The 19,512-nt window shown below is 60.1% G+C and carries 21 protein-coding genes; 9 read left to right on the top strand and 12 right to left on the bottom strand.

Annotated features, from left to right (window positions below):
• Positions 1-275: 275 nt before the first annotated feature.
• Positions 276-1,781: a malate dehydrogenase (quinone) gene (mqo, locus tag EC919_RS05270; protein WP_133771913.1), complete on the top strand. Its 1,506-nt coding sequence runs from the start codon at positions 276-278 to the stop codon at positions 1,779-1,781.
• Between the two features lie 117 nt (positions 1,782-1,898).
• Here the strand turns inward: mqo and EC919_RS05265 are convergent, their stop codons facing one another.
• The 4 genes from EC919_RS05265 to EC919_RS05250 all read right to left on the bottom strand — a co-directional run bounded on the left by EC919_RS05265 (position 1,899) and on the right by EC919_RS05250 (position 4,244).
• Positions 1,899-2,360, bottom strand: a complete 462-nt coding sequence (locus tag EC919_RS05265; protein WP_133771911.1) for a hypothetical protein — start codon at positions 2,358-2,360, stop codon at positions 1,899-1,901.
• Between the two features lie 228 nt (positions 2,361-2,588).
• Positions 2,589-2,876 carry a PA4642 family protein gene (locus EC919_RS05260; RefSeq protein WP_133771909.1) on the bottom strand — a complete coding sequence of 96 codons (288 nt, stop codon included), beginning with the start codon at positions 2,874-2,876 and terminating at the stop codon, positions 2,589-2,591.
• A 67-nt stretch (positions 2,877-2,943) separates the two neighbouring features.
• Positions 2,944-3,429, bottom strand: coding sequence for a hypothetical protein (locus EC919_RS05255; RefSeq protein WP_133771907.1), 486 nt, complete (start codon positions 3,427-3,429; stop codon positions 2,944-2,946).
• A 257-nt stretch (positions 3,430-3,686) separates the two neighbouring features.
• The gene (locus tag EC919_RS05250) at positions 3,687-4,244 is read right to left on the bottom strand and encodes a hypoxanthine-guanine phosphoribosyltransferase (protein ID WP_037018287.1); all 558 of its coding nucleotides are present in this window, start codon (positions 4,242-4,244) and stop codon (positions 3,687-3,689) included.
• A 196-nt stretch (positions 4,245-4,440) separates the two neighbouring features.
• Here EC919_RS05250 and upp point away from each other — a divergent pair, with 196 nt between their 5' ends.
• Positions 4,441-5,079, top strand: coding sequence for a uracil phosphoribosyltransferase (upp, locus tag EC919_RS05245; protein ID WP_133771905.1), 639 nt, complete (start codon positions 4,441-4,443; stop codon positions 5,077-5,079).
• Positions 5,079-6,359: a uracil-xanthine permease family protein gene (locus EC919_RS05240; protein WP_133771904.1), complete on the top strand. Its 1,281-nt coding sequence runs from the start codon at positions 5,079-5,081 to the stop codon at positions 6,357-6,359. The genes upp and EC919_RS05240 overlap by 1 nt, the downstream gene beginning before the upstream one ends.
• A 182-nt stretch (positions 6,360-6,541) precedes the next feature.
• Here EC919_RS05240 and hemH read toward each other — a convergent pair whose 3' ends face one another.
• A complete protein-coding gene (hemH, locus tag EC919_RS05235) occupies positions 6,542-7,570 on the bottom strand; it encodes a ferrochelatase (RefSeq protein ID WP_133771902.1) in 1,029 nt (342 codons plus the stop codon).
• A gap of 14 nt (positions 7,571-7,584) precedes the next feature.
• A complete protein-coding gene (locus EC919_RS05230) occupies positions 7,585-8,487 on the bottom strand; it encodes a TIGR01777 family oxidoreductase (RefSeq protein ID WP_133771900.1) in 903 nt (300 codons plus the stop codon).
• Between the two features lie 299 nt (positions 8,488-8,786).
• On the opposite strand from EC919_RS05230, the gene EC919_RS05225 reads away from it, so the two are divergent.
• The 6 genes from EC919_RS05225 to EC919_RS05200 all read left to right on the top strand — a co-directional run bounded on the left by EC919_RS05225 (position 8,787) and on the right by EC919_RS05200 (position 13,892).
• Complete coding sequence (locus EC919_RS05225) at positions 8,787-9,773, top strand: NAD(P)/FAD-dependent oxidoreductase (RefSeq protein WP_133771898.1); 987 nt, start codon at positions 8,787-8,789, stop codon at positions 9,771-9,773.
• Positions 9,770-9,985, top strand: a complete 216-nt coding sequence (locus EC919_RS05220) for a TIGR02450 family Trp-rich protein (RefSeq protein WP_133771896.1) — start codon at positions 9,770-9,772, stop codon at positions 9,983-9,985. Before EC919_RS05225 ends, EC919_RS05220 begins: the two co-directional genes overlap by 4 nt.
• A 168-nt stretch (positions 9,986-10,153) precedes the next feature.
• A complete protein-coding gene (locus tag EC919_RS05215; protein WP_133771894.1) occupies positions 10,154-11,134 on the top strand; it encodes a 2-thiouracil desulfurase family protein in 981 nt (326 codons plus the stop codon).
• A 2-nt stretch (positions 11,135-11,136) separates the two neighbouring features.
• Positions 11,137-12,075, top strand: a complete 939-nt coding sequence (locus EC919_RS05210) for a MerR family transcriptional regulator (RefSeq protein WP_133771892.1) — start codon at positions 11,137-11,139, stop codon at positions 12,073-12,075.
• A 9-nt stretch (positions 12,076-12,084) separates the two neighbouring features.
• Positions 12,085-13,530 carry a deoxyribodipyrimidine photo-lyase gene (phrB, locus tag EC919_RS05205; protein ID WP_133771890.1) on the top strand — a complete coding sequence of 482 codons (1,446 nt, stop codon included), beginning with the start codon at positions 12,085-12,087 and terminating at the stop codon, positions 13,528-13,530.
• Positions 13,531-13,583: 53 nt separating this feature from the next.
• Complete coding sequence (locus EC919_RS05200) at positions 13,584-13,892, top strand: YkgJ family cysteine cluster protein (protein ID WP_133771888.1); 309 nt, start codon at positions 13,584-13,586, stop codon at positions 13,890-13,892.
• A 186-nt stretch (positions 13,893-14,078) separates the two neighbouring features.
• On the opposite strand, the gene EC919_RS05195 is transcribed toward EC919_RS05200, so the two are convergent.
• The 6 genes from EC919_RS05195 to hemA form a co-directional block, all read right to left on the bottom strand.
• Positions 14,079-14,597 (bottom strand): acyloxyacyl hydrolase, encoded by a 519-nt coding sequence (locus EC919_RS05195; protein ID WP_133771886.1) that lies wholly within the window; start codon positions 14,595-14,597, stop codon positions 14,079-14,081.
• 113 nt (positions 14,598-14,710) lie between these two features.
• Entirely contained in the window at positions 14,711-15,511 is an 801-nt protein-coding gene (gene murI, locus EC919_RS05190) for a glutamate racemase (protein ID WP_133771884.1), read from the bottom strand.
• A complete protein-coding gene (locus tag EC919_RS05185; protein WP_133771882.1) occupies positions 15,504-16,277 on the bottom strand; it encodes a molybdopterin-synthase adenylyltransferase MoeB in 774 nt (257 codons plus the stop codon). Before EC919_RS05185 ends, murI begins: the two co-directional genes overlap by 8 nt.
• Positions 16,271-17,104 (bottom strand): peptide chain release factor N(5)-glutamine methyltransferase, encoded by an 834-nt coding sequence (gene prmC / locus EC919_RS05180; RefSeq protein ID WP_133771880.1) that lies wholly within the window; start codon positions 17,102-17,104, stop codon positions 16,271-16,273. Before prmC ends, EC919_RS05185 begins: the two co-directional genes overlap by 7 nt.
• A complete protein-coding gene (gene prfA, locus EC919_RS05175; protein WP_133771878.1) occupies positions 17,105-18,187 on the bottom strand; it encodes a peptide chain release factor 1 in 1,083 nt (360 codons plus the stop codon).
• Positions 18,184-19,461, bottom strand: a complete 1,278-nt coding sequence (hemA, locus tag EC919_RS05170; RefSeq protein ID WP_133771876.1) for a glutamyl-tRNA reductase — start codon at positions 19,459-19,461, stop codon at positions 18,184-18,186. Before hemA ends, prfA begins: the two co-directional genes overlap by 4 nt.
• Between the last annotated feature and the right edge of the window lie 51 nt (positions 19,462-19,512).

Below are 19,512 nucleotides of genomic sequence, written 5' to 3'. Positions count from 1 at the left end.
TGTCCACTACGGATTTGGTTGCACAACCGGACGCCTTGACGATAGTCGAATGGCTGCACGGGCCAGAAAATGCGTTCATGCTTGCCTTATAAAAGCATCAACCAGGCTCGTTCGGTAGCGTCCGCTGAAGATGCAAAAAATTGCGAAGAATCGGACATGGCGATCCCGGCCAGGTTGAACGAGGCACTGCGCGAACATCGCGCCGCCCGAACCTGGCGACTGACCACGGGAACGCATGCCGTCAATTTGGTGCTGCAGATTTTGGAGACGCGTTAATGGCGCATAACGAAGCAGTCGACGTAGTGCTGGTCGGGGCAGGCATCATGAGTGCCACCCTCGCCGTGCTGCTCAAAGAGCTGGACCCGAACCTCAGGATTGAAGTCGTCGAGCTGATGGATTCCGGTGCAGCAGAGAGCTCCAACCCCTGGAACAACGCAGGCACCGGCCACGCCGGGCTGTGCGAGTTGAACTACACGCCGGAAGCGGCCGATGGCTCGATCGACACCAAGAAAGCGATTCACATCAACTCCCAGTTCGAGGTCTCCAAGCAGTTCTGGGCCTACCTGGCGCGCAAAGGCACGTTCGGCTCTTCGCGCTCGTTCATCACGCCGGTTCCGCACCTGAGTTTCGTTCAGAGCGAGAAAGGCATGACGTACCTGAAAAAACGCTACGAAGCGCTCCGTACGCACCACGCCTTCTCCTCGATGGAATACACCGAAGACAAAAGCAAACTGGCCGAATGGATGCCGTTGATGATGCCCGGCCGTCCTGCCGATGAGCCCATCGCGGCGACCCGGGTCATGCACGGCACCGACGTCAACTTCGGCAACCTGACCAACATGCTGCTCAAGCACTTGGCCAGCGCGCCCGATGCGCAGGTCAAATACTGCAAGCGCGTCACCGACCTGAGCCGCAAGGGCGACGGCTGGACCGTTACCATCAAGGACGTGAACAGCGGCGATACGCGCGAGATCGACGCCAGATTTGTATTTCTGGGCGCGGGCGGCGCAGCACTGCCGTTGCTGCAGATGTCCGGCATCGAAGAGGGCAAGGGTTTCGGCGGCTTCCCGGTGAGCGGCCAGTGGCTGCGTTGCGACAACCCTGAAGTGGTCAAGCGCCATCAGGCCAAGGTATACAGCCAGGCAGCGGTAGGTTCGCCGCCGATGTCGGTGCCGCATCTGGACACCCGCGTTGTCGACGGCAAGAAGTCCCTGCTGTTCGGCCCTTACGCCGGCTTCACCACCAAGTTCCTCAAGCACGGTTCGTTGCTTGACCTGCCGCTGTCGATCCGCGCGGCCAACATCGCGCCGATGCTGGCGGTGGCCCGCGACAACATGGACCTGACCAAGTACCTGATCAGCGAAGTGCGGCAGTCGATGGAACAGCGGCTCGATGCACTGCGCCGTTTCTACCCGGAAGCCAAAGCCGAAGACTGGCGTCTGGAAGTGGCCGGTCAGCGCGTACAGATCATCAAGAAAGACCCGAAAAAAGGTGGCGTCTTGCAGTTCGGTACCGAGCTGGTGTCGGCCAGGGACGGTTCCCTCGCAGCACTGCTGGGCGCCTCGCCGGGCGCGTCGGTAACCGTTTCGATCATGCTCGATCTGATTGAGCGTTGCTTCCCGGACAAGGCTCGCACCGAGTGGGCCGCCAAACTGAACGAGATCTTCCCGGCTCGCGAGAAGGCACTGGAAACCGATGCGCAGCTCTATCAGCGCGTCAGTGCTCAGAGCGATGCCAGTCTGGATCTGGTGCAGAACAGCGAAGCGGCGACATTTGCCTGACAGCTGGCCTGCTCCAGGCAAGCTGCAAAACAAAACCCCGCCACATCAGGCGGGGTTTTGTTTTTTTGCATTAATAGGGACCTGCATAAGCCGCAAAGCGGGTTTGCAGCGTCAACCTCACTTCATCACGAACCTGACGGAGTACGCCTGCATCGAGTTGGTGCCCTTGGTCACCGATGCGATGCATTCTGCAGGCACTTTCCCGATCGATCTGCCCGTTGCGGATTTCTCCGGTGCCGGCGTGATCGAGACCCAACTGAACGTCACTGAGTGGGCCGCTGTGAACTCGCAGACTTTGCCTTCGCCGCTCACGCGGAAACTTGCAGAATCATTGCGCGGATTCTTCAACGGAATGGACACAGACGCGGTGGGTGCATCAGCCGCAAAGCCGTAGCCGGTGTAGTCCGCATTGGCCGGCGCCCAACTGGCCGATACCAGCGCGAGGTCGATGCCAGACTGATTCCACATTTCGATGTTGAGCTGGATGTTTTTGGGGTAAGCCGCCTGAACGGTGACTGACGCGACCATCATCGTGATAACGGCGAGGCTGCGAAGGACGTAATTTCCTATGGTTTGCATTTCGTGAATTCCCTTTCCAATCATTAATGCGAGCGTCCTGCACGCGTTCCTGTGAGCGTTGTCACAAGGCTGAGTATGATTCAGCACGTCGCTTTCGGTAGTCGCAAACGCCGAGGGATGCGGTAGGAAGGGTCTTTCGATTGTGTAGTGACAGCGCGGGAGCAGGAACCTGCTCTTGTGAAAGGGGAGCAACGGACGCCGAAGGATGGCGCCCGGGAATTATTCGATTCAGCCTTTCGCTTTCTCGATCAGTTCGATGTATTCCTCAGCGTTGCGTTGATCCTTGATCAGCGTAACGAAGTCATTGCCGTGCTCGTCTTTGCCGTCGAGGTCGTAACCGGCTTCCTTGAAGAATGTCAGAAACCGGCCGAAGTCATCGATGCGCAGGCCACGGTAAGCCTTGATCAGCTTGTGCAGCGACGGCGACGTGGCGTCGACCGGCTCGAAATCCAGGAACAGCTTGATCTGGGCGTCGCCGATTTCATCGCCAATCACCTGCTTCTTATCTTTACGCATTGCTGACTCCAACTGACTTGCGGGACATTTCTCGGGCGGGCAGTTTACCCCCCGCCCGGTCGCTGGCTCAACGCGCGCGTACGGTGCCTGTATGCAGGTCAGCCCAGACGTGACCGTTGGCGTAGCTGAGGAACTGGCAGTAGACCTTTTCGTTGCGCAGCAAATCCACAAGCACGCGGTATTGGGTCGCCGGGTAATACAGCGTCAGCGTGCGCGAAGGCTCGTCGTACGTCGGTTTCTTCAGGCTTTTGCTCTCGCCGTCAAAGTGGATCAACACCTCGGTGATGGTCGCGCCCTTGTTCATGGGCTTGCCTTTGAGGCGCAGGATCAGCGGCGAGGTGACCGGGATTGGCTGCTGATTCGATTGCCGCTGGCTACCGACCACCACTGAATACTCGGTGATCTGCAACAATTGCTGCTGCTCGGGTTCGCCTTCACGCACGGACAACTCGTCCGGCGGCAGGTATTGCGCGTGCATGGGTTCGGAGAGCGCGGGGAGTGGCAGCGTTAACAGCAGCATCAACGCAGCGGTACTTCGAAACGATAACGGCATGGGCGCCTCCCGAAAAAGTGGGGGGCACTCTAGCATGTGCCGCGCATTGACCCGGACACCTGTAGGAGCGTGGCTTGTCCCGCGATCTGCCGGGAACCGGCAGCAGACCAGACGATTGATGGCATCAGCAAATGCGCCACAGCCTTCACGACGACTGCGTCGCCGATCGCGGGACAAGCCACGCTCCTACAACAGCTCTCCGGTAATCACCAGGATCTTCGGCAGACACAGAAGCTGTAGATCGGTTTGGGGGGTCGTTACATGCCCTTCACGGCGTAAATGCCCGCAGCGTTGCGCCAGTAGCCTTTGTAGTCCATGCCGTAACCGAAGATGTAGCGGTCAATGCAAGGCAGGCCGACGAAATCGGCTTTCAGGTCAGGACGCGCTTTGCGGTCGTGGTCCTTGTCGATCAGCACGGCGGTGTGAACAGCGCGCGCGCCGGCGTGTTTGCAGAAGTCGATGATCGCGCCGAGGGTGTGACCTTCGTCGAGGATGTCGTCGATGATCAGCACATCACGATCGATGAACGAGACTTCAGGCTTGGCTTTCCAGAACAAGTCGCCGCCGCTGGTTTCGTTGCGATAGCGGGTGGCGTGCAGGTAGGACGCCTCCAGCGGGAAATTCAGATGTGTGAGCAGCTTGCCGGCGAAGATCAGGCCGCCGTTCATTACGCAAAATACCACCGGGTTACGGTCGGCCAGCACGCCATTGATTTGCTCGCCGACACGGGCGATGGAGGCCTCGACTTCGGCCTCGTTGTAAAGGCAGTCAGCCTCGCGCATGACTTGACGGATATGCTCGAGATCAGCGGACATGACGCTCTCCAAGGGGGCTGTGTAAGGAAAAGCGGGCAAAGGTACGCATCCGCCGACATCAGGGCAAGTGTTTCTGGACTAACGTTGCACTGCCGTTCCAGAAATGTCGACGCCCGAACCTAACCGTCAGGACAAGTTACAGCTGAATAGATTAATCTAAGCCGTTTTTTTTGCCCGCCCGCTGGAGCCTTTCCCTATGCCCATTCGTGAGATCCGCCATCCGCTGATCCGCCACAAGCTCGGCCTGATGCGCCGTGCCGATATCAGCACCAAGAATTTTCGTGAACTGGCTCAGGAAGTCGGCGCGCTGCTGACGTATGAAGCGACCAAGGATCTGCCACTCGAAACCTACGAGATTCAGGGCTGGGCCGGCACGGTTCAGGTCGAGAAGATCGCTGGCAAGAAGATCACGGTGGTGCCGATCCTGCGGGCCGGCATCGGCATGCTTGAAGGCGTGCTCAGCCTGATCCCGGGCGCCAAGGTCAGTGCCGTGGGCGTCGCACGCAATGAAGAAACCCTCGAAGCCCACACGTACCTGGAAAAACTCGCGCCGGAGATCGACCAGCGTCTGGCGCTGATCATCGACCCGATGCTCGCCACCGGCGCCTCCATGGTCGCCACCATCGACCTGCTGAAAAAAGCCGGTTGCCGCGACATTCGTGCGATGGTCCTGGTGGCCGCGCCGGAAGGCATCGCGACCGTCGAGAAGGCCCACCCGGACGTCAACATCTATACCGCGTCTATCGATCAGCAGCTGAATGAACACGGCTACATCATTCCGGGCCTGGGCGATGCCGGTGACAAGATTTTCGGCACCAAGCAGAAGGACGCCTGATGAAGCCGGATGAGTTCAACGATCCACTCTGGCGCACCATATTGTCGGGCGCGCAGATGCTGTTCGTGGCATTCGGCGCGCTGGTATTGATGCCGCTGATCACGGGCCTTGACCCTAACGTTGCGCTGTTCACGGCAGGCCTGGGCACCCTGTGCTTCCAGGTGGTGACGGGCCGTCAGGTGCCGGTTTTCCTTGCGTCGAGCTTTGCGTTCATTACCCCGATCATTCTCGCCAAGGGCCAGTTCGGCCTCGCGGCGACCATGGGCGGCGTCATGGCAGCGGGCTTCGTCTACACCTTCCTGGGCCTGGCCGTGAAGATCAAAGGCACCGGTTTTATCGACCGCCTGCTGCCGCCGGTGGTGATTGGCCCGGTGATCATTTCCATCGGTCTGGCGATGGCCCCCATTGCCGCCAACATGGCGATGGGTCGGACAGGTGATGGCGCCGCAGAGCTGATCCCGTACAACACCGCCATTGTGATTTCGATGGCCGCACTGCTGACGACGTTGATTGTTGCGGTGTTCGGCAAAGGCATCTTCCGCCTGGTACCGATCATCTCGGGCGTGCTGGTAGGCTTTGCGCTGTCGTTCTATTTCGGCGTGGTCGATGTGGCGAAAATTGCCGCCGCGCCCTGGCTGGCGTTGCCGCACTTCACGGCGCCGGAATTCAACTGGCAGGCGATCCTGTTCATCGTGCCGGTGGCGCTGGCCCCGGCCATCGAGCACATCGGTGGCGTGATTGCGGTGGGCAGTGTGACCGGCCGCGATTACCTGAAGAAGCCCGGCCTGCATCGCACCTTGCTGGGTGACGGCATCGCGACAACCGTGGCCGGCGCATTCGGTGGCCCGCCCAACACCACCTACGCCGAAGTGACCGGCGCGGTGATGCTGACTAAAAACTACAACCCGAAGATCATGACCTGGGCGGCCATTTTCGCCATTACCCTGGCCTTCATCGGCAAGTTCGGCGCGTTGCTGCAGAGCATTCCGGTGCCGGTCATGGGCGGGATTCTGTGCCTGCTGTTCGGCTCGATCGCGGCGGTGGGTATGAACACGCTGATCCGCCACAAGGTTGATCTGGCCGAAGCGCGCAATCTGGTGATCGTGTCCGTCACGCTGGTGTTCGGCATTGGCGGCGTGCTGATCGGCACCGGCAACGGCCCCGATGATTTCGGCATGAAAGGCATCGCGCTCTGCGCCGTGACCGCCATCGTGCTGAACCTGATCCTGCCGGGGAATGACGCGTGGAAGAACAAGCACCTGGATGATCAGTTGCCGTAGTTCGGAAGCGCTATGAAAAGGGGGCATCACTCACGTGATGCCCCCTTTTTTTGCTGAGAATCTGTAGGAGCCGGCTTGCTGGCGAATGCGGCTGTCGCGTCACATCGATGGCGACTGAACACACGCCTTCGCGGGCAAGCGCGCTCCTACAGTGGACCTTGCCAACACCTGGGCTTGCGTTGTTACACAACCATCGCCGGAGCCTTTTCGCACAATGTATTCAGGGCCTTCGCCCAGTTCGGGTCGTCGTTCAGGCACGGAATCAGCACCAGCTCCTCACCCCCCGCTTCCCTGAACTGCTCGGCCCCGCGGTCGCCGATTTCTTCCAGCGTTTCAATGCAGTCCGCGACAAACGCAGGGCACATGACCAGCAGTTTCTTCACGCCTTGAGCCGCCAGCTCGGCCAGATGCGGCTCGGTGTAGGGTTCGATCCACTTGGCCCGACCCAGACGTGACTGGAAGGACACCGACCATTTGCCGTCAGGAATCCCCATCAGCTTGGCGAACTCAGCCGATGAGCGCATGCATTGGGCGCGGTAGCAGACAGCGAGCACCTCAGGCGACGCCGTTTCACAGCAGTTGCCGCTTTTGAAACAGTGATTGCCCGTCGGGTCGAGCTTGGTGATATGCCGCTCGGGCAGGCCGTGGAAACTCAGCAACAGGTGATCGTAATCCTGCTGCAAATGCGGCCGCACGCTCGCCACCAAGGCGTCGAGGTATTCCTGCTGATTGAAGAACGGCTTCAGCAGCGAGAAGTCGAAATTCAGCTTCTTGGCACTGACAACGCGTTTCGCTTCTTCAATCACCGTGGTCACGGTGCTGTCGGCGAACTGCGGATACAGCGGCGCCAGGGTGACCTTTTTGATGCCTTGGGCGGCCAGGCGCGTGAGCACGGTTTCAATCGAAGGCTCGCCGTAACGCATCGCCAGCTCCACCGGACCGTGTTTCCACTCATTGACCATGGCCTGCTGAAGTCGCTTGCTCAGCACCACCAGCGGCGAACCCTCATCCCACCAGATCGAGGCATAGGCATGGGCCGACTGCTCCGGGCGCTTGATCAGAATCAGCGAGACGATCAGGCGACGCACTGGCCACGGCACGTCAATAACGTAAGGGTCCATCAGAAACTGATTGAGGTAACGGCGCACGTCGGCAACCGACGTGGACGCCGGTGAACCCAGGTTAACCAGCAATAAAGCGTGATCGGTCATGCAACACCTTGATGTCAGTGGCGGCCCAGAAGGTTTTCCAGGGCCGCGCGCAGATCAGTGAATCGGAAAGTGAAACCCGCCTCTTGGAGACGGTCCGGCCGGGCGCGTTGACCGCCCAACAGCAAGATCGACAACTCGCCCAGCAACAACCTAAGCGCGACGGCCGGCATTGGCATGAACGACGGGCGGTGCAGCACGGACGCAAGGGTCTTGGCGAAATCCCGGTTGCGAGCCGGTGCTGGCGCGCAGGCATTATAAGGACCTCGTGCATCGTCCCGGTTCATCAGAAAATCAATCAGGGCGATTTGATCCTCGATATGAACCCACGGCATCCATTGTCGTCCGTTGCCAATGGGCCCGCCCATGCCCATCTTGAACGGCGGCAACAGACGTTGCAGCATGCCGCCTTCATCGGCCAGCACCAGACCGGTGCGCACCAGTACCACTCGGATGCCCAGCGCTTCAGCACGTTGCGCGGTCTCTTCCCAGGCAATGCACAGGCGGCTGGCGAAATCTTCACTGACCGGTTGCGCGGTTTCATCGAGTTCCCGCTCACCGCCATCGCCATACCAACCGACGGCGGAGCCGGAAATCAAAACGCCGGGTTTTTGCTCGCGGCGCTCAAGCCAGGTGAGTAATTGCTCGGTCAGGGTGATGCGGCTGTCCCACAGCAGTATTTTGCGTTTGCGCGTCCAGGGGCGGTCGGCGATGGGCGCGCCGGCCAGATTGACCACCGCATCGACGTGCTGGCTGCCTACGTCATCGAAGTGTGCAATCCCGCGAACATTGGCGCCGCACAGCCGCGCCACTTCATCGGGTTTGCGGCTCAAGACCGTCAGTTGATGGCCCTGAGCGAGCCAGTGTTTACACAAACGACGCCCTATCAAGCCTGTACCGCCGGTCAGCAAGATGTGCATGACTGAGTTCCTTACGTGGCGTTCATCGCAATTGCGGAGTCTATTTCTGCACAAGCCATGAGCTCGTGCGCAGAGTGATCACTCCACTCTAGGTCACCTTGGAGCGATCCACTCCCTCGCTGTTCTTTAGGACCGCCCGATCGTGCAGTTGAACGATTCAAGCAAAGCGCCAGACTTGTCAGCGAGCCCCTGGAAAGGTCAGCCCCCAGCGTATGCAGGGCAACAACTTATACCGAAAAACGGCATTGTACAGCTTTTGCCTGAGGCGTAGTCTGTGCAGACAAGGTAACGAGGCCCCTATGACTGTCCCCATCGCAATCATCGGTACCGGCATCGCCGGACTCTCCGCCGCCCAGGCGTTGCAAGCCGCCGGGCATAGCATTCATCTCTTTGACAAGAGCCGCGGCAGTGGCGGCCGGATGTCCAGCAAACGCAGCGATGCCGGCGCATTGGACATGGGCGCCCAGTACTTCACCGCCCGCGACCGCCGCTTCGCCGCCGCCGTGCAGCAATGGCAGGCTGAGGGCCATGTGGCCGAGTGGAAGCCGCTGCTCTACAACTATCACGGCGGAGCACTCAGCCTGTCACCCGACGAGCAAGTGCGCTGGGTCGGCGCGCCGCGCATGAGCGCAATCACCCGGGCCATGCTCGGCGAGATGCCGGTGACCTTCTCCTGCCGCATCACCGAAGTCTTTCGTGGCGAACAACACTGGAATCTGCTGGACGCCGACGGCCAAAGCCATGGCCCGTTCAGTCATGTGGTGATCGCCATCCCCGCGCCCCAGGCTACGACCTTGCTGGCCGACGCACCCAAATTGGCGAGCGTCGTCGCTGGCGTGAAAATGGAACCGACCTGGGCCGTCGCGCTGGCCTTTGACACTCCACTGGACACGCCACTTGAAGGCTGCTTCGTGCAAGACAGTGCCATCGACTGGCTGGCCCGCAATCGCAGCAAGCCCGGGCGCGACAGTCAGATGGACACATGGATTCTGCACGCCACCAGCGCCTGGAGCCGCCAGCACGTGGACATGGCCAAGGAGGACGTAATCGATCACTTGCACGGCGCGTTCGCCGAGCTGATGAATTGCGCGATGCCAGCGCCGGCATTCACCCTCGCCCACCGCTGGCTGTACGCACGACCTGCCGGCGGGCGCGAAGTCGGCGCGTTGTCCGATGCGGATCTGGGCCTGTACGTCTGCGGCGACTGGTGCCTGTCCGGCCGAGTCGAGGGTGCATGGCTGAGTGGTCAGGAAGCCGCGCGACGTCTGCTGGAACACCTCAAATGAATAGAATCAATCCGCGCAAGCTGCTGCTGTCTAAATGGACGGCAGCATCCCCCCAAAACCGTGAAAAGCATTTTCTGGTGACTGAGCTGTTCTGTGATGAAGAAGGCACGGTGCTGGAGATAGAACTGCAGGCCGTGATGACCAAGCGCAGCCAGAAGATGACTTGGCAAACGCTGCAGAGTGATCAGAGCTGGCAAATGGGCTGGAAGTAAACACCTTCGAACCACCACGCCACTCTGTAATTGCGGCTAATCCCCGCATTTTGTCGCTCCACTCCGCGATCTTGTACAAATTATTTGACTTGCACTGCTACAAACCTATGATGGGCAAATGTTGTACAGAGAAACGAATCTGTATAAGAAGTTCATCGAGGGTTTGTCATGTCTGCTGTACTCGATCATTCATCAGAGCAAGCCTCCAAACCCAAGCTGGGCGTCAGCGCCTGCCTGATGGGCGTGGAGGTCAGGTTTAATGGCGGGCACAAGGAATCACACCTTCTGACCCGAGCCCTCACCGAATATTTCGATTTCGTGCCTGCGTGTCCCGAAGTTGCCATCGGTATGGGCATTCCTCGCGAAGCCATCCGTTTGGTGGGTGACCCGGATCATCCTCAGGCGGTCGGCAGTGTCCACCACGCCATGAACGTCACCGAGCAGCTGGCTGATTACGGCGAACACATGGCCACCGAGATGAGCGATATCTGCGGCTACATCTTCATGCAGAAATCGCCGTCGTGTGGTCTGGAGCGCGTCAAGGTTTACCGCGACAACGGCGTGCCGTTCGAAACCGGCGGGCGCGGCATTTACGCCCAGGCGTTCTGCGCGCGTCATCCTGATCTGCCGGTCGAAGAAGACGGCCGTTTGAACGACCCGGTGCTGCGGGAAAACTTCATCACCCGCGTGTTTGCCTATGCCGCCTGGCAGACGTTGCTGAAAAACGGTATTACCCGCCGTACGCTCACCGAGTTTCATGCCCGCTATAAATATCAGCTGATGGCCAACGATCCTGTCCAGTACAAGACACTGGGCAATCTGTTGGGCACCATGGGCCGTAATGACCCCGCCGAAATTGCCCCGCGCTATTTCAGTCAGTTGATGAGCGCGTTGAAGAAACCGGCGACCCGGCGCACCCATACCAACGTGTTGCAGCATCTGTGCGGTTATCTGCGCCAGACACTCAGTGCATCCGACAAGAAAGAAATCCAGGGCGTCATCAATCAATACCACCAAGGCATCGTGCCGCTGGTGGTACCGCTGACGCTGCTCAAACACCACTTCCGCCGACACCCCGATCCGTACATTGCCCTGCAGGTGTATCTGCAGCCGCATCCGGAAAACCTCAGTTTGCGCAACGCGATTTGACCATGACCCCTAATGAGCAAGAACCGCCGGAAGGCGACCCGCAAGACCCCGCGAGCGCCTTTGAAAACGGCTGGCTGCCGATTCGCGAAATCGCCCGACTGACCGGCGTGAACGCAGTGACCCTGCGCGCGTGGGAACGCCGATATGGCCTCATCGTTCCGCACCGGACGCCCAAGGGCCATAGGCTGTACAGCAACGAGCACGTGGACCGCGTGCTGACCATCCTCACGTGGCTGAACCGCGGCGTGTCGGTCAGCCAGGTCAAGCAGTTGATCGACGATCAGCAGGCGCCAGCGCCAAGTGTCGAGAACGACTGGGACGTTCTTCGCCAGACCCTTCAGGAAGCCATAGGCGACCTGGCCGAGCGACGCCTGGATGATTCGCTCAACCGCGCGATGTCGCTGTACCCGCCGCGCACGCTTTGTGAACAACTGCTGTTGCCGCTGCTGGCTTCCCTGGAGCAGCGCTGGCAGGGCCAGTTCGGCGCGCAGCTGGAGCGGGTGTTTTTCTACTCGTGGCTGCGCAGCAAATTCGGCGCCCGGCTGTACCACAACAATCGCCAGGTCAGCGGCGCGCCCTTGCTGTTGGTCAATCAGTCTGACCTCCCGCTCGAGCCGCATTTGTGGCTGACCGCGTGGCTGCTCAGCAGCGCCGATTGCCCGGTGGAGGTGTTCGACTGGCCGTTGCCGGCCGGCGAACTGGCCCTGGCTTGCGAATACCTCAAGCCCCGCGCGGTGTTGTTGTACTCCAGCAAATCACTGAACGTCGGCCATTTGCCTCGCCTGCTGCACAACATCGAGTGCCCGAAGTTGATTGTCGGGCCGGCGGTGCGCATTCATTCGACGGAATTATCCGCAGCCGAGGGTGAGGTCTCCGGTCTCTCTCTTGCGGAAGACCCTTTGACCGCCCAAGCCACTTTGCAACGGCTGGGGCTTCTCTAAGGAACAACTATGCAATTGATATGGCTGCGCAGCGATCTGCGTGTGCACGACAACACTGCGCTGAGCGCTGCCATGGAGCAGGGCCCGACTCTGGCCGTGTACATGATCAGCCCGGGCCAATGGCTGAGCCATGACGATGCCCCATGCAAAGTCGATTTCTGGCTGCGCAACCTCCGCGAGTTAAGCAAGGCACTTGCGGCGCTGAGCGTTCCGCTGCTGATTGTCCATGCCGACACGTGGGCGCAGGCGCCCGAGGCGATCCTCAAGTTGTGTCAGCAACACGGAATCGAAAGCGTGCACGTCAATGACGAGTACGGCATCAACGAGACCAAACGCGATCGTGAAGTAGAAGCGGCACTCGACGGCGCCGGCGTTCTGTTTCGTCGTCACCTCGACCAGCTGTTTTTTCAGCCAGGCAGCGTGCTGACCAAAAGCGGGGGTTATTTCAAGGTCTTCACGCAATTTCGCAAGGTGTGTTACGCCCGCTTGCACTACTCGATGCCGGCCCTGGTTGCACTGCCCAAGGCACAGCAGAAGCTGTCCATCAAAAGCGATGTTGTTCCGGACACGGTCAAGGGTTTCGCTGCGCCGACGGAGACTTTGCGCTCGCTCTGGCCTGCCGGTGAAAATGAAGCGCGTGACCGCCTGCAAAACTTTACCGACGAGCAAGTGTATTACTACGATCAAGAGCGCGACTTCCCCGCCAAGCCTGGCACCAGCCAACTGTCTGCGTACCTGGCGGCCGGTGTGATTTCGCCCCGCCAGTGTCTGCATTCGGCGCTGCGCAGCAACAATGGCGAGTTTGAAACGGGCAAACCGGGTTCAGTCACCTGGATCACCGAGCTGCTCTGGCGTGAGTTCTACAAGCATGTGCTGGTGGGCTTTCCCCGTGTCTCCCGTCACCGCGCCTTCCGCCCGGAAACCGAAGCACTGAAATGGCGCAATGCGCCCAAGGATCTGGAAGCCTGGCAACAGGGTCGGACCGGCCTGCCGATTGTCGATGCAGCCATGCGCCAGTTGCTTGAAACCGGCTGGATGCACAACCGCCTGCGGATGATCTCGGCGATGTTCCTGACCAAGAATCTGCTGATCGACTGGCGTGAAGGTGAGCGCTTCTTCATGCAGCACCTGATCGACGGCGATCTCGCTTCGAACAACGGTGGCTGGCAGTGGAGTTCATCGACCGGCACCGACGCATCGCCTTACTTCCGGATCTTCAACCCGCAAAGTCAGTCGGAGCGATTCGACCCTGAAGGTCGCTTCATCAAGCAGTGGGTGCCTGAACTGGCTGAGTTGAGCAAGCGCGACATTCATAACCCGACCGCCCTGGGCGGGCTGTTCGGCGTGGAGGGTTACCCTGCGCCCATCGTCGATTTGAAGGCCAGCCGCGAACGCGCGCTGCAAGCGTTCAAGTCGCTGCCGCAGCGGCAGGCCGAGACGCAGGAGAATGGGTGAGCATTCGTCACGCCGGTTAGCGGTCCGCTGCGCGGTGATTTAAACTGCCGCCCATGACTGTGATCCCTTCGCTTCAACTCCCTGCCGAACCCGCTATCACGTGCTCCACGTGCGCGGCCTGTTGCTGTCAGCTGGAGGTCATGCTGATCACCGACACCGGCGTGCCCGAGCGCTACATCGACACCGATGACTGGGGCGGCGAAGTCATGCTGCGCCTGGACGATGGCTGGTGCGCGGCACTGGATCGCGACACGATGATGTGCACGATCTACGACCGTCGGCCGCTGATTTGCAGGGAATTCGAGATGGGTGCGCCGGAGTGCATTGCCGAACGAGAAGGGATTGCGACAGCGTATCTGTGATGGTCGCGGCAAGCAGGAAGCACGGGATTTGATGTTTGCCTGGGTCAGCTGCTTTGGCTGACACATTCCCGACTAAAGCCGGTCCTACGAGGTGATTTTTCAGTAGGATCGGCTTTAGCCGGGAAAAAGCGGGAGGTACGTTGCAATTGCGGTTAAGCCCGCTCCTGCAATAACGCAATCAAACGCTTAGAACGGCATCGTGTAATGAATCGCGTAGCTTTCGATACCGTCATTGTTGGTGGTCATACCGCCGTTGGAGTAGTGAGTGGCGCGCAGGCCAACTTCATGTCCGCCCGCGAAGCGCAGACCAAAACCCAGACGGTCTTCAAACTGAAACGCGCTGCCCAGCTTGTTGCCTTCCACTTCGGTGCGCTGGAATACAGCGGCGCCGATACCGGCTTCGATGTAAGGCTTGACGCTCTCACCCGAAAACTCATAAACGAATACCGGGGAGAACGACAGGCTGTTGTTGCTGGAGCTCTTGTCGCCTTCCCAATACGTGTAAGCGCCGCTCCAGTAACCGGTCAGGCGACCGACACCGGTTTGCCACCAGCTCTGATCCCAATCAAATTGCGCACCCAGGCGATAAGTCATCGTGGACTCGCCAGTGTGTCCTACGGAAAACTCGACCCCATCAGCTTGAGCAATTGCGCTTTGCGCCAACAACGCAGCCGCAATCGCAGCCAAACAAAACAGTCGCTTCATCTGAAACATCCTATTTTCGAAAGCAGTTAGAAATTTTTTATATCGACAGAAGTGCTGTAGAAGCCGGCGGCTGAACTTTAGTTCACCCACAGCCGAAGCGATTCACGTTTTTTTCACGAAACGAAGCTTCGCACATTGTCGGACTTGTTACAAAGCACACGTAGGACGTTTCTGAAATCTTCTGGATCGCCGGTCGTCCAGAACTGAGCAGTCCGAGGATGACCGCTCGCCAGCAGGTCACGCTCACTCAATAAGCGCTGCAACTGCCGGGCTACAGCGGCGCCGGTGTCAATCAGCGTGATGGACGCCGGGATCATTTCCCGCAGCAATGGCTTGAGAAACGGGTAATGGGTGCAGCCGAGAATGATGGTGTCGCAACCTGCTGCGAGTAACGGTGCGACGTAGCCTTGGAGCAATTGGTGAATCTCCGGGCTGACCAGGTCGCCCGTTTCGATCAACTCAACCAGTCCCGGGCAGGGCTGCGTGATGACTTGCACATCTGCCGCGAAGCGATCGAGCAATGCGGCGAATTTGGCGCTTTGCAAAGTGCCCGTGGTCGCCAGCACACCGACGACGCCGGTTCGCGTCGCCGCGGCGGCGGGTTTGACCGCCGGCTCCATGCCCACCAGCGGCCAGTCAGGATAGCGGACGCGAAGGTCAGCGATGCCGGCCACCGTCGCCGTATTGCAGGCGATAACCAGCGCCTTGGCGCGCTGGTTATGGAAGAACTCGGCAATCATCGCGCAACGTTCGCGAATGAATTCAGGGGTTTTCTCGCCGTAGGGAATGTGGCCGCAGTCGGCGACGTAGAGCAAGGATTCCCGTGGCAGCAATTGCTGTATTTCCGCCAGCACCGACAACCCGCCGACGCCGGAATCGAACACCGCCACCGGCGCATCGCTGTCTCTACTCATGCTCGGCGGCAGCTCGCAGCCCAGTACCGCATACGCTGCAGCCTGGGTCGCGCTTGACTTTCAATTCGCGGAATCGCGTGCTCAAGGCGTCAATCAGCAGCAGTCGCCCCACCATCGGTTCGCCAAAGCCGGCCAACAGCTTGAGGGCCTCAAGGGCCTGCAAACTGCCGACCAACCCTAACAACGGGCCGATCACGCCTGCCTCGCTGCAGGTCAGTTCGGTCTCGCTGCCGTGCCCGTACAGGCAGTGGTAGCAGGGACTTTCCGGACGGCGCGGATCGAACACCGAGAGTTGCGCTTCGAGGCGGATCGCGGCGCCGCTGACCAATGGCTTGCACGCGGCGACGCAGGCAGCATTGACCGCCTCGCGCGTAGAAAAATTGTCCGAGCAGTCCAGCACCAGGTCGACCCCGGCAACGGCTGCGGCCAGGGAGTCGACATCAAGGGCGGCGCGATGGGGCACCAGCGTGATCAGCGGATTGATCGCGGCCAGCCGGGTAATGGCTGAATCAACCTTACTCAGCCCCACGCTCTGGGTGTCGTGAATGATCTGGCGTTGCAGGTTGGTGAGATCGACACTGTCGAAATCCGCGAGATGCAGCTCGCCAACACCGGCCGCCGCCAGGTACAGGGCCACTGGCGAGCCCAGTCCGCCGAGGCCGACGATCAACACGCGGCTCTGCTTGAGGCGCAGCTGACCGTCGATGTCGACTTGTTGCAGCAGGATCTGCCGGCTATAGCGCAGCAGTTCCTCGTCCGTCAGCACGGCACTCGCCCAAAGGTAATGCGCTCGTGGTCGCCCAGATCGCGGCGGGTCTTGATCTCTTCGAATCCGTGCTCAAGCAGCAACTCGCGAACCGCTGCGCCCTGATCGTAGCCATGCTCCAGCAACAGCCAGCCGCCGGCTTCAAGGTGCGCGGGCGCTTGCGACACAATCAGGCGCAGATCGTCCAAGCCATCGGCGCCGGAGACCAGCGCACTGCTTGGCTCGAAGCGCACGTCGCCTTCTACCAGGTGGGGGTCGTCGGAGGCAATGTAAGGCGGGTTGCTCAGGATCAGGTCGAAACGCTGACCCTCGACAGCACTGAACCAGTGGCTGTGCAAGACCTTCGCGTTATCCAGATGCAGGCGCTGGCGATTGCGTTCGGCAAGCTCGACCGCCTCTTCAACGCGGTCCACCGCCGTGACGCTCCACTGAGGACGATCCTTGGCCAGCGACAGCGCGATGGCGCCGGTACCCGTGCCCAGATCGAGCAGCGTGTGAGGAATCGCACCGGGCAAAAGCTCCAGCGCGGTTTCCACCAGCATCTCGGTTTCGGGCCGCGGGATCAGCGTATGGGGCGCGACTTCCAGGTCGATGTTCCAGAACCCTTGCAGGCCCAGAATGTAAGCGACGGGTTCGCCGGTCCGACGACGCTTGAGATAGCCCTCGAAGGCATGCGCCGCTTCGGTGCTGACAATACGCTCGGGCCAGGTGTGCAGAAAACTGCGCGGCTTGCCCAAGGCAGCGGCCAGCAACAATTCTGCATCCAGACGCGCTGTCGGAGAGTCCGGCAACTCGGCGCTTCTTAACAAGCTGGCGATGATGGTCATTTAATCACCCAGTGCCGCAAGTTGATCTGCCTGATACTCGGCAAGTAACGGTTCTATCACTGCATCGACTCCGCCGGCCAGAACTTCATCAAGGGAATAGAGCGTCAGGTTCACGCGGTGATCCGTGACTCGCCCCTGTGGAAAATTGTACGTACGAATGCGTTCCGAGCGATCCCCGGAACCTACCAGCAATTTACGCTCGCTGGCGATGGCGTTGGCCGCCGCAGCGGTCTGCTGGTCGTTGAGCTTGGCCGACAGCCAGGACATGGCCCGCGCACGGTTCTTGTGCTGCGAACGTTCTTCCTGACACTCCACCACAATGCCGGACGGCAAGTGCGTAATGCGGATGGCCGAATCGGTCTTGTTGACGTGCTGACCACCGGCGCCGGATGAGCGATAGGTGTCAACGCGCAAGTCCGACGGATTGATCTCGATGGTCTGCTGTTCGTCAGGCTCTGGCAACACCGCTACCGTACACGCAGAGGTGTGAATGCGCCCTTGGGATTCGGTCTCCGGAACGCGCTGAACGCGATGCACACCCGACTCGAATTTCAGCTTGCCGTAGACGTGCTCGCCTTCGACCCGCGCAATGACTTCTTTGTAGCCGCCGTGCTCGCCCACGTTCTCCGACAGGATCTCGACACGCCAGCCACGTCGCTCGGCATAACGGGAATACATGCGGAACAGGTCCCCCGCGAAAATCGCTGCTTCGTCGCCGCCGGTGCCGGCGCGAATTTCGAGGAACACGTTGCGGCCATCGTTCGGGTCTTTGGGCAGCAGCATTTTCTGCAGGTCAGCCTCAAGCACCAGCAACTGATCCTTGGCATCGCGCACTTCCTCGACTGCCATTTCGCGCATGTCGGGGTCGCTGTCCTTGAGCAGCGCCTGCGCGCCTTCGAGGTCGGTCTGCACTTTCTGCAGTTGCCGGTACACCTGAATCACTGGCTCGACTTCGGCGTACTCACGGGAATACGCGCGAAATTTGGTCTGATCAGAGATGACTTCGCCATCGCCAAGCAGCGCGGTCAATTCCTCGAAACGGTCGCTGAGCACATCCAGCTTATTAAGCAGTGAAGCTTTCATTGCGGGGATTTATCCGTGGAGCCCTCGTTGAGGGCAAAGAGTTCCTGGGCCATGGCCAGCGCATCGACGCGGCCTTCAGCGGACAGCTTTTTGAGTTGCACGCTGGGGGCGTGCATCAATTTATTCGTCAGGCCACGTGCCAGCGCCATCAACACGTCTTCGGCGTTGCTGCCATTGGCGAGCATGCGCTGGGCCTTGTGCAATTCTTCGTCGCGCAGGCGTTCGCTCTGCTGACGATACGCCTTGAGCACGTCGACCGCCGCCAGTTCGCGCAGGCGCGACATGAAGTCGTCGACCCCCACGCTGACCAGTTCTTCGGCCGCCTGCGCCGCGCCCTGGCGACTCTTGAGGTTTTCAGCGACGACTTCGTGAAGATCGTCCACGGTATAGAGGTAGACGTCTTCCAGCTCACCGACCTCGGGCTCGATGTCGCGCGGCACGGCGATGTCGACCATGAAGATCGGTTTGTGTTTGCGCAGTTTCAGCGCACTTTCGACGGCGCCCTTGCCCAGAATCGGCAGCTGGCTGGCCGTGGAGCTGATCACGATGTCGCTGTTGACCAGCTCGGCGGGGATGTCGGCCAACAGCACCGCGTGAGCACCGAACTGCTCGGCGAGAATATTCGCGCGCTCCAGGGTGCGGTTGGCAACAACGATACGCTTGACCCCAAGCTCGTGCAGGTGGCGGGCAACCAGAGTGATGGTCTCCCCTGCCCCGATCAGCAGCGCCTGACTGCGCTGCAAGTCGCTGAAAATCTGTTTGGCCAGACTGACAGCGGCAAAGGCGACGGACACCGGGTTCTCGCCGATGGCCGTGTCGGTACGCACCTGCTTGGCCGCGCTGAAGGTGGCCTGAAACAGCCTCCCGAGCAATGGGCCGACCGTGCCAGCCTCCCGGGCAACGGCATAGGCCGATTTCATCTGACCAAGGATCTGCGGCTCACCGAGCACCAGCGAATCCAGCCCCGACGCCACACGCATCATGTGTCGCACCGCCGCGTCGTCTTCATGCACATAGGCACTGGCGCGCAGCTCATCGACATTCAGGTGGTGATAATCGGCCAACCAGCGCAACACGACGTCAGCGGTCAGTTGATCCTGTTCAATATAAAGTTCGCTGCGATTGCACGTGGAGAGAATGGCCGCTTCCCGGCTTCGGGTCAGGCGGCACAGCTGCTGCAGCGCCTCAACCAGCTGCTCAGGCGTAAATGCCACGCGCTCGCGGACATCAACTGATGCAGTCTTATGGTTGATACCCAGAGCAAGAAAGGCCATTCAAGGTCGCTGATGGTGACGTGAAGCCGGCAATTGTCCTACTTCAATAGA

The organism is Pseudomonas graminis (assembly GCF_004364335.1).
Taxonomy (GTDB): Bacteria; Pseudomonadota; Gammaproteobacteria; order Pseudomonadales; family Pseudomonadaceae; genus Aquipseudomonas; species Aquipseudomonas graminis_D.
This window is presented reverse-complemented; position numbering and strand designations above follow the sequence as displayed.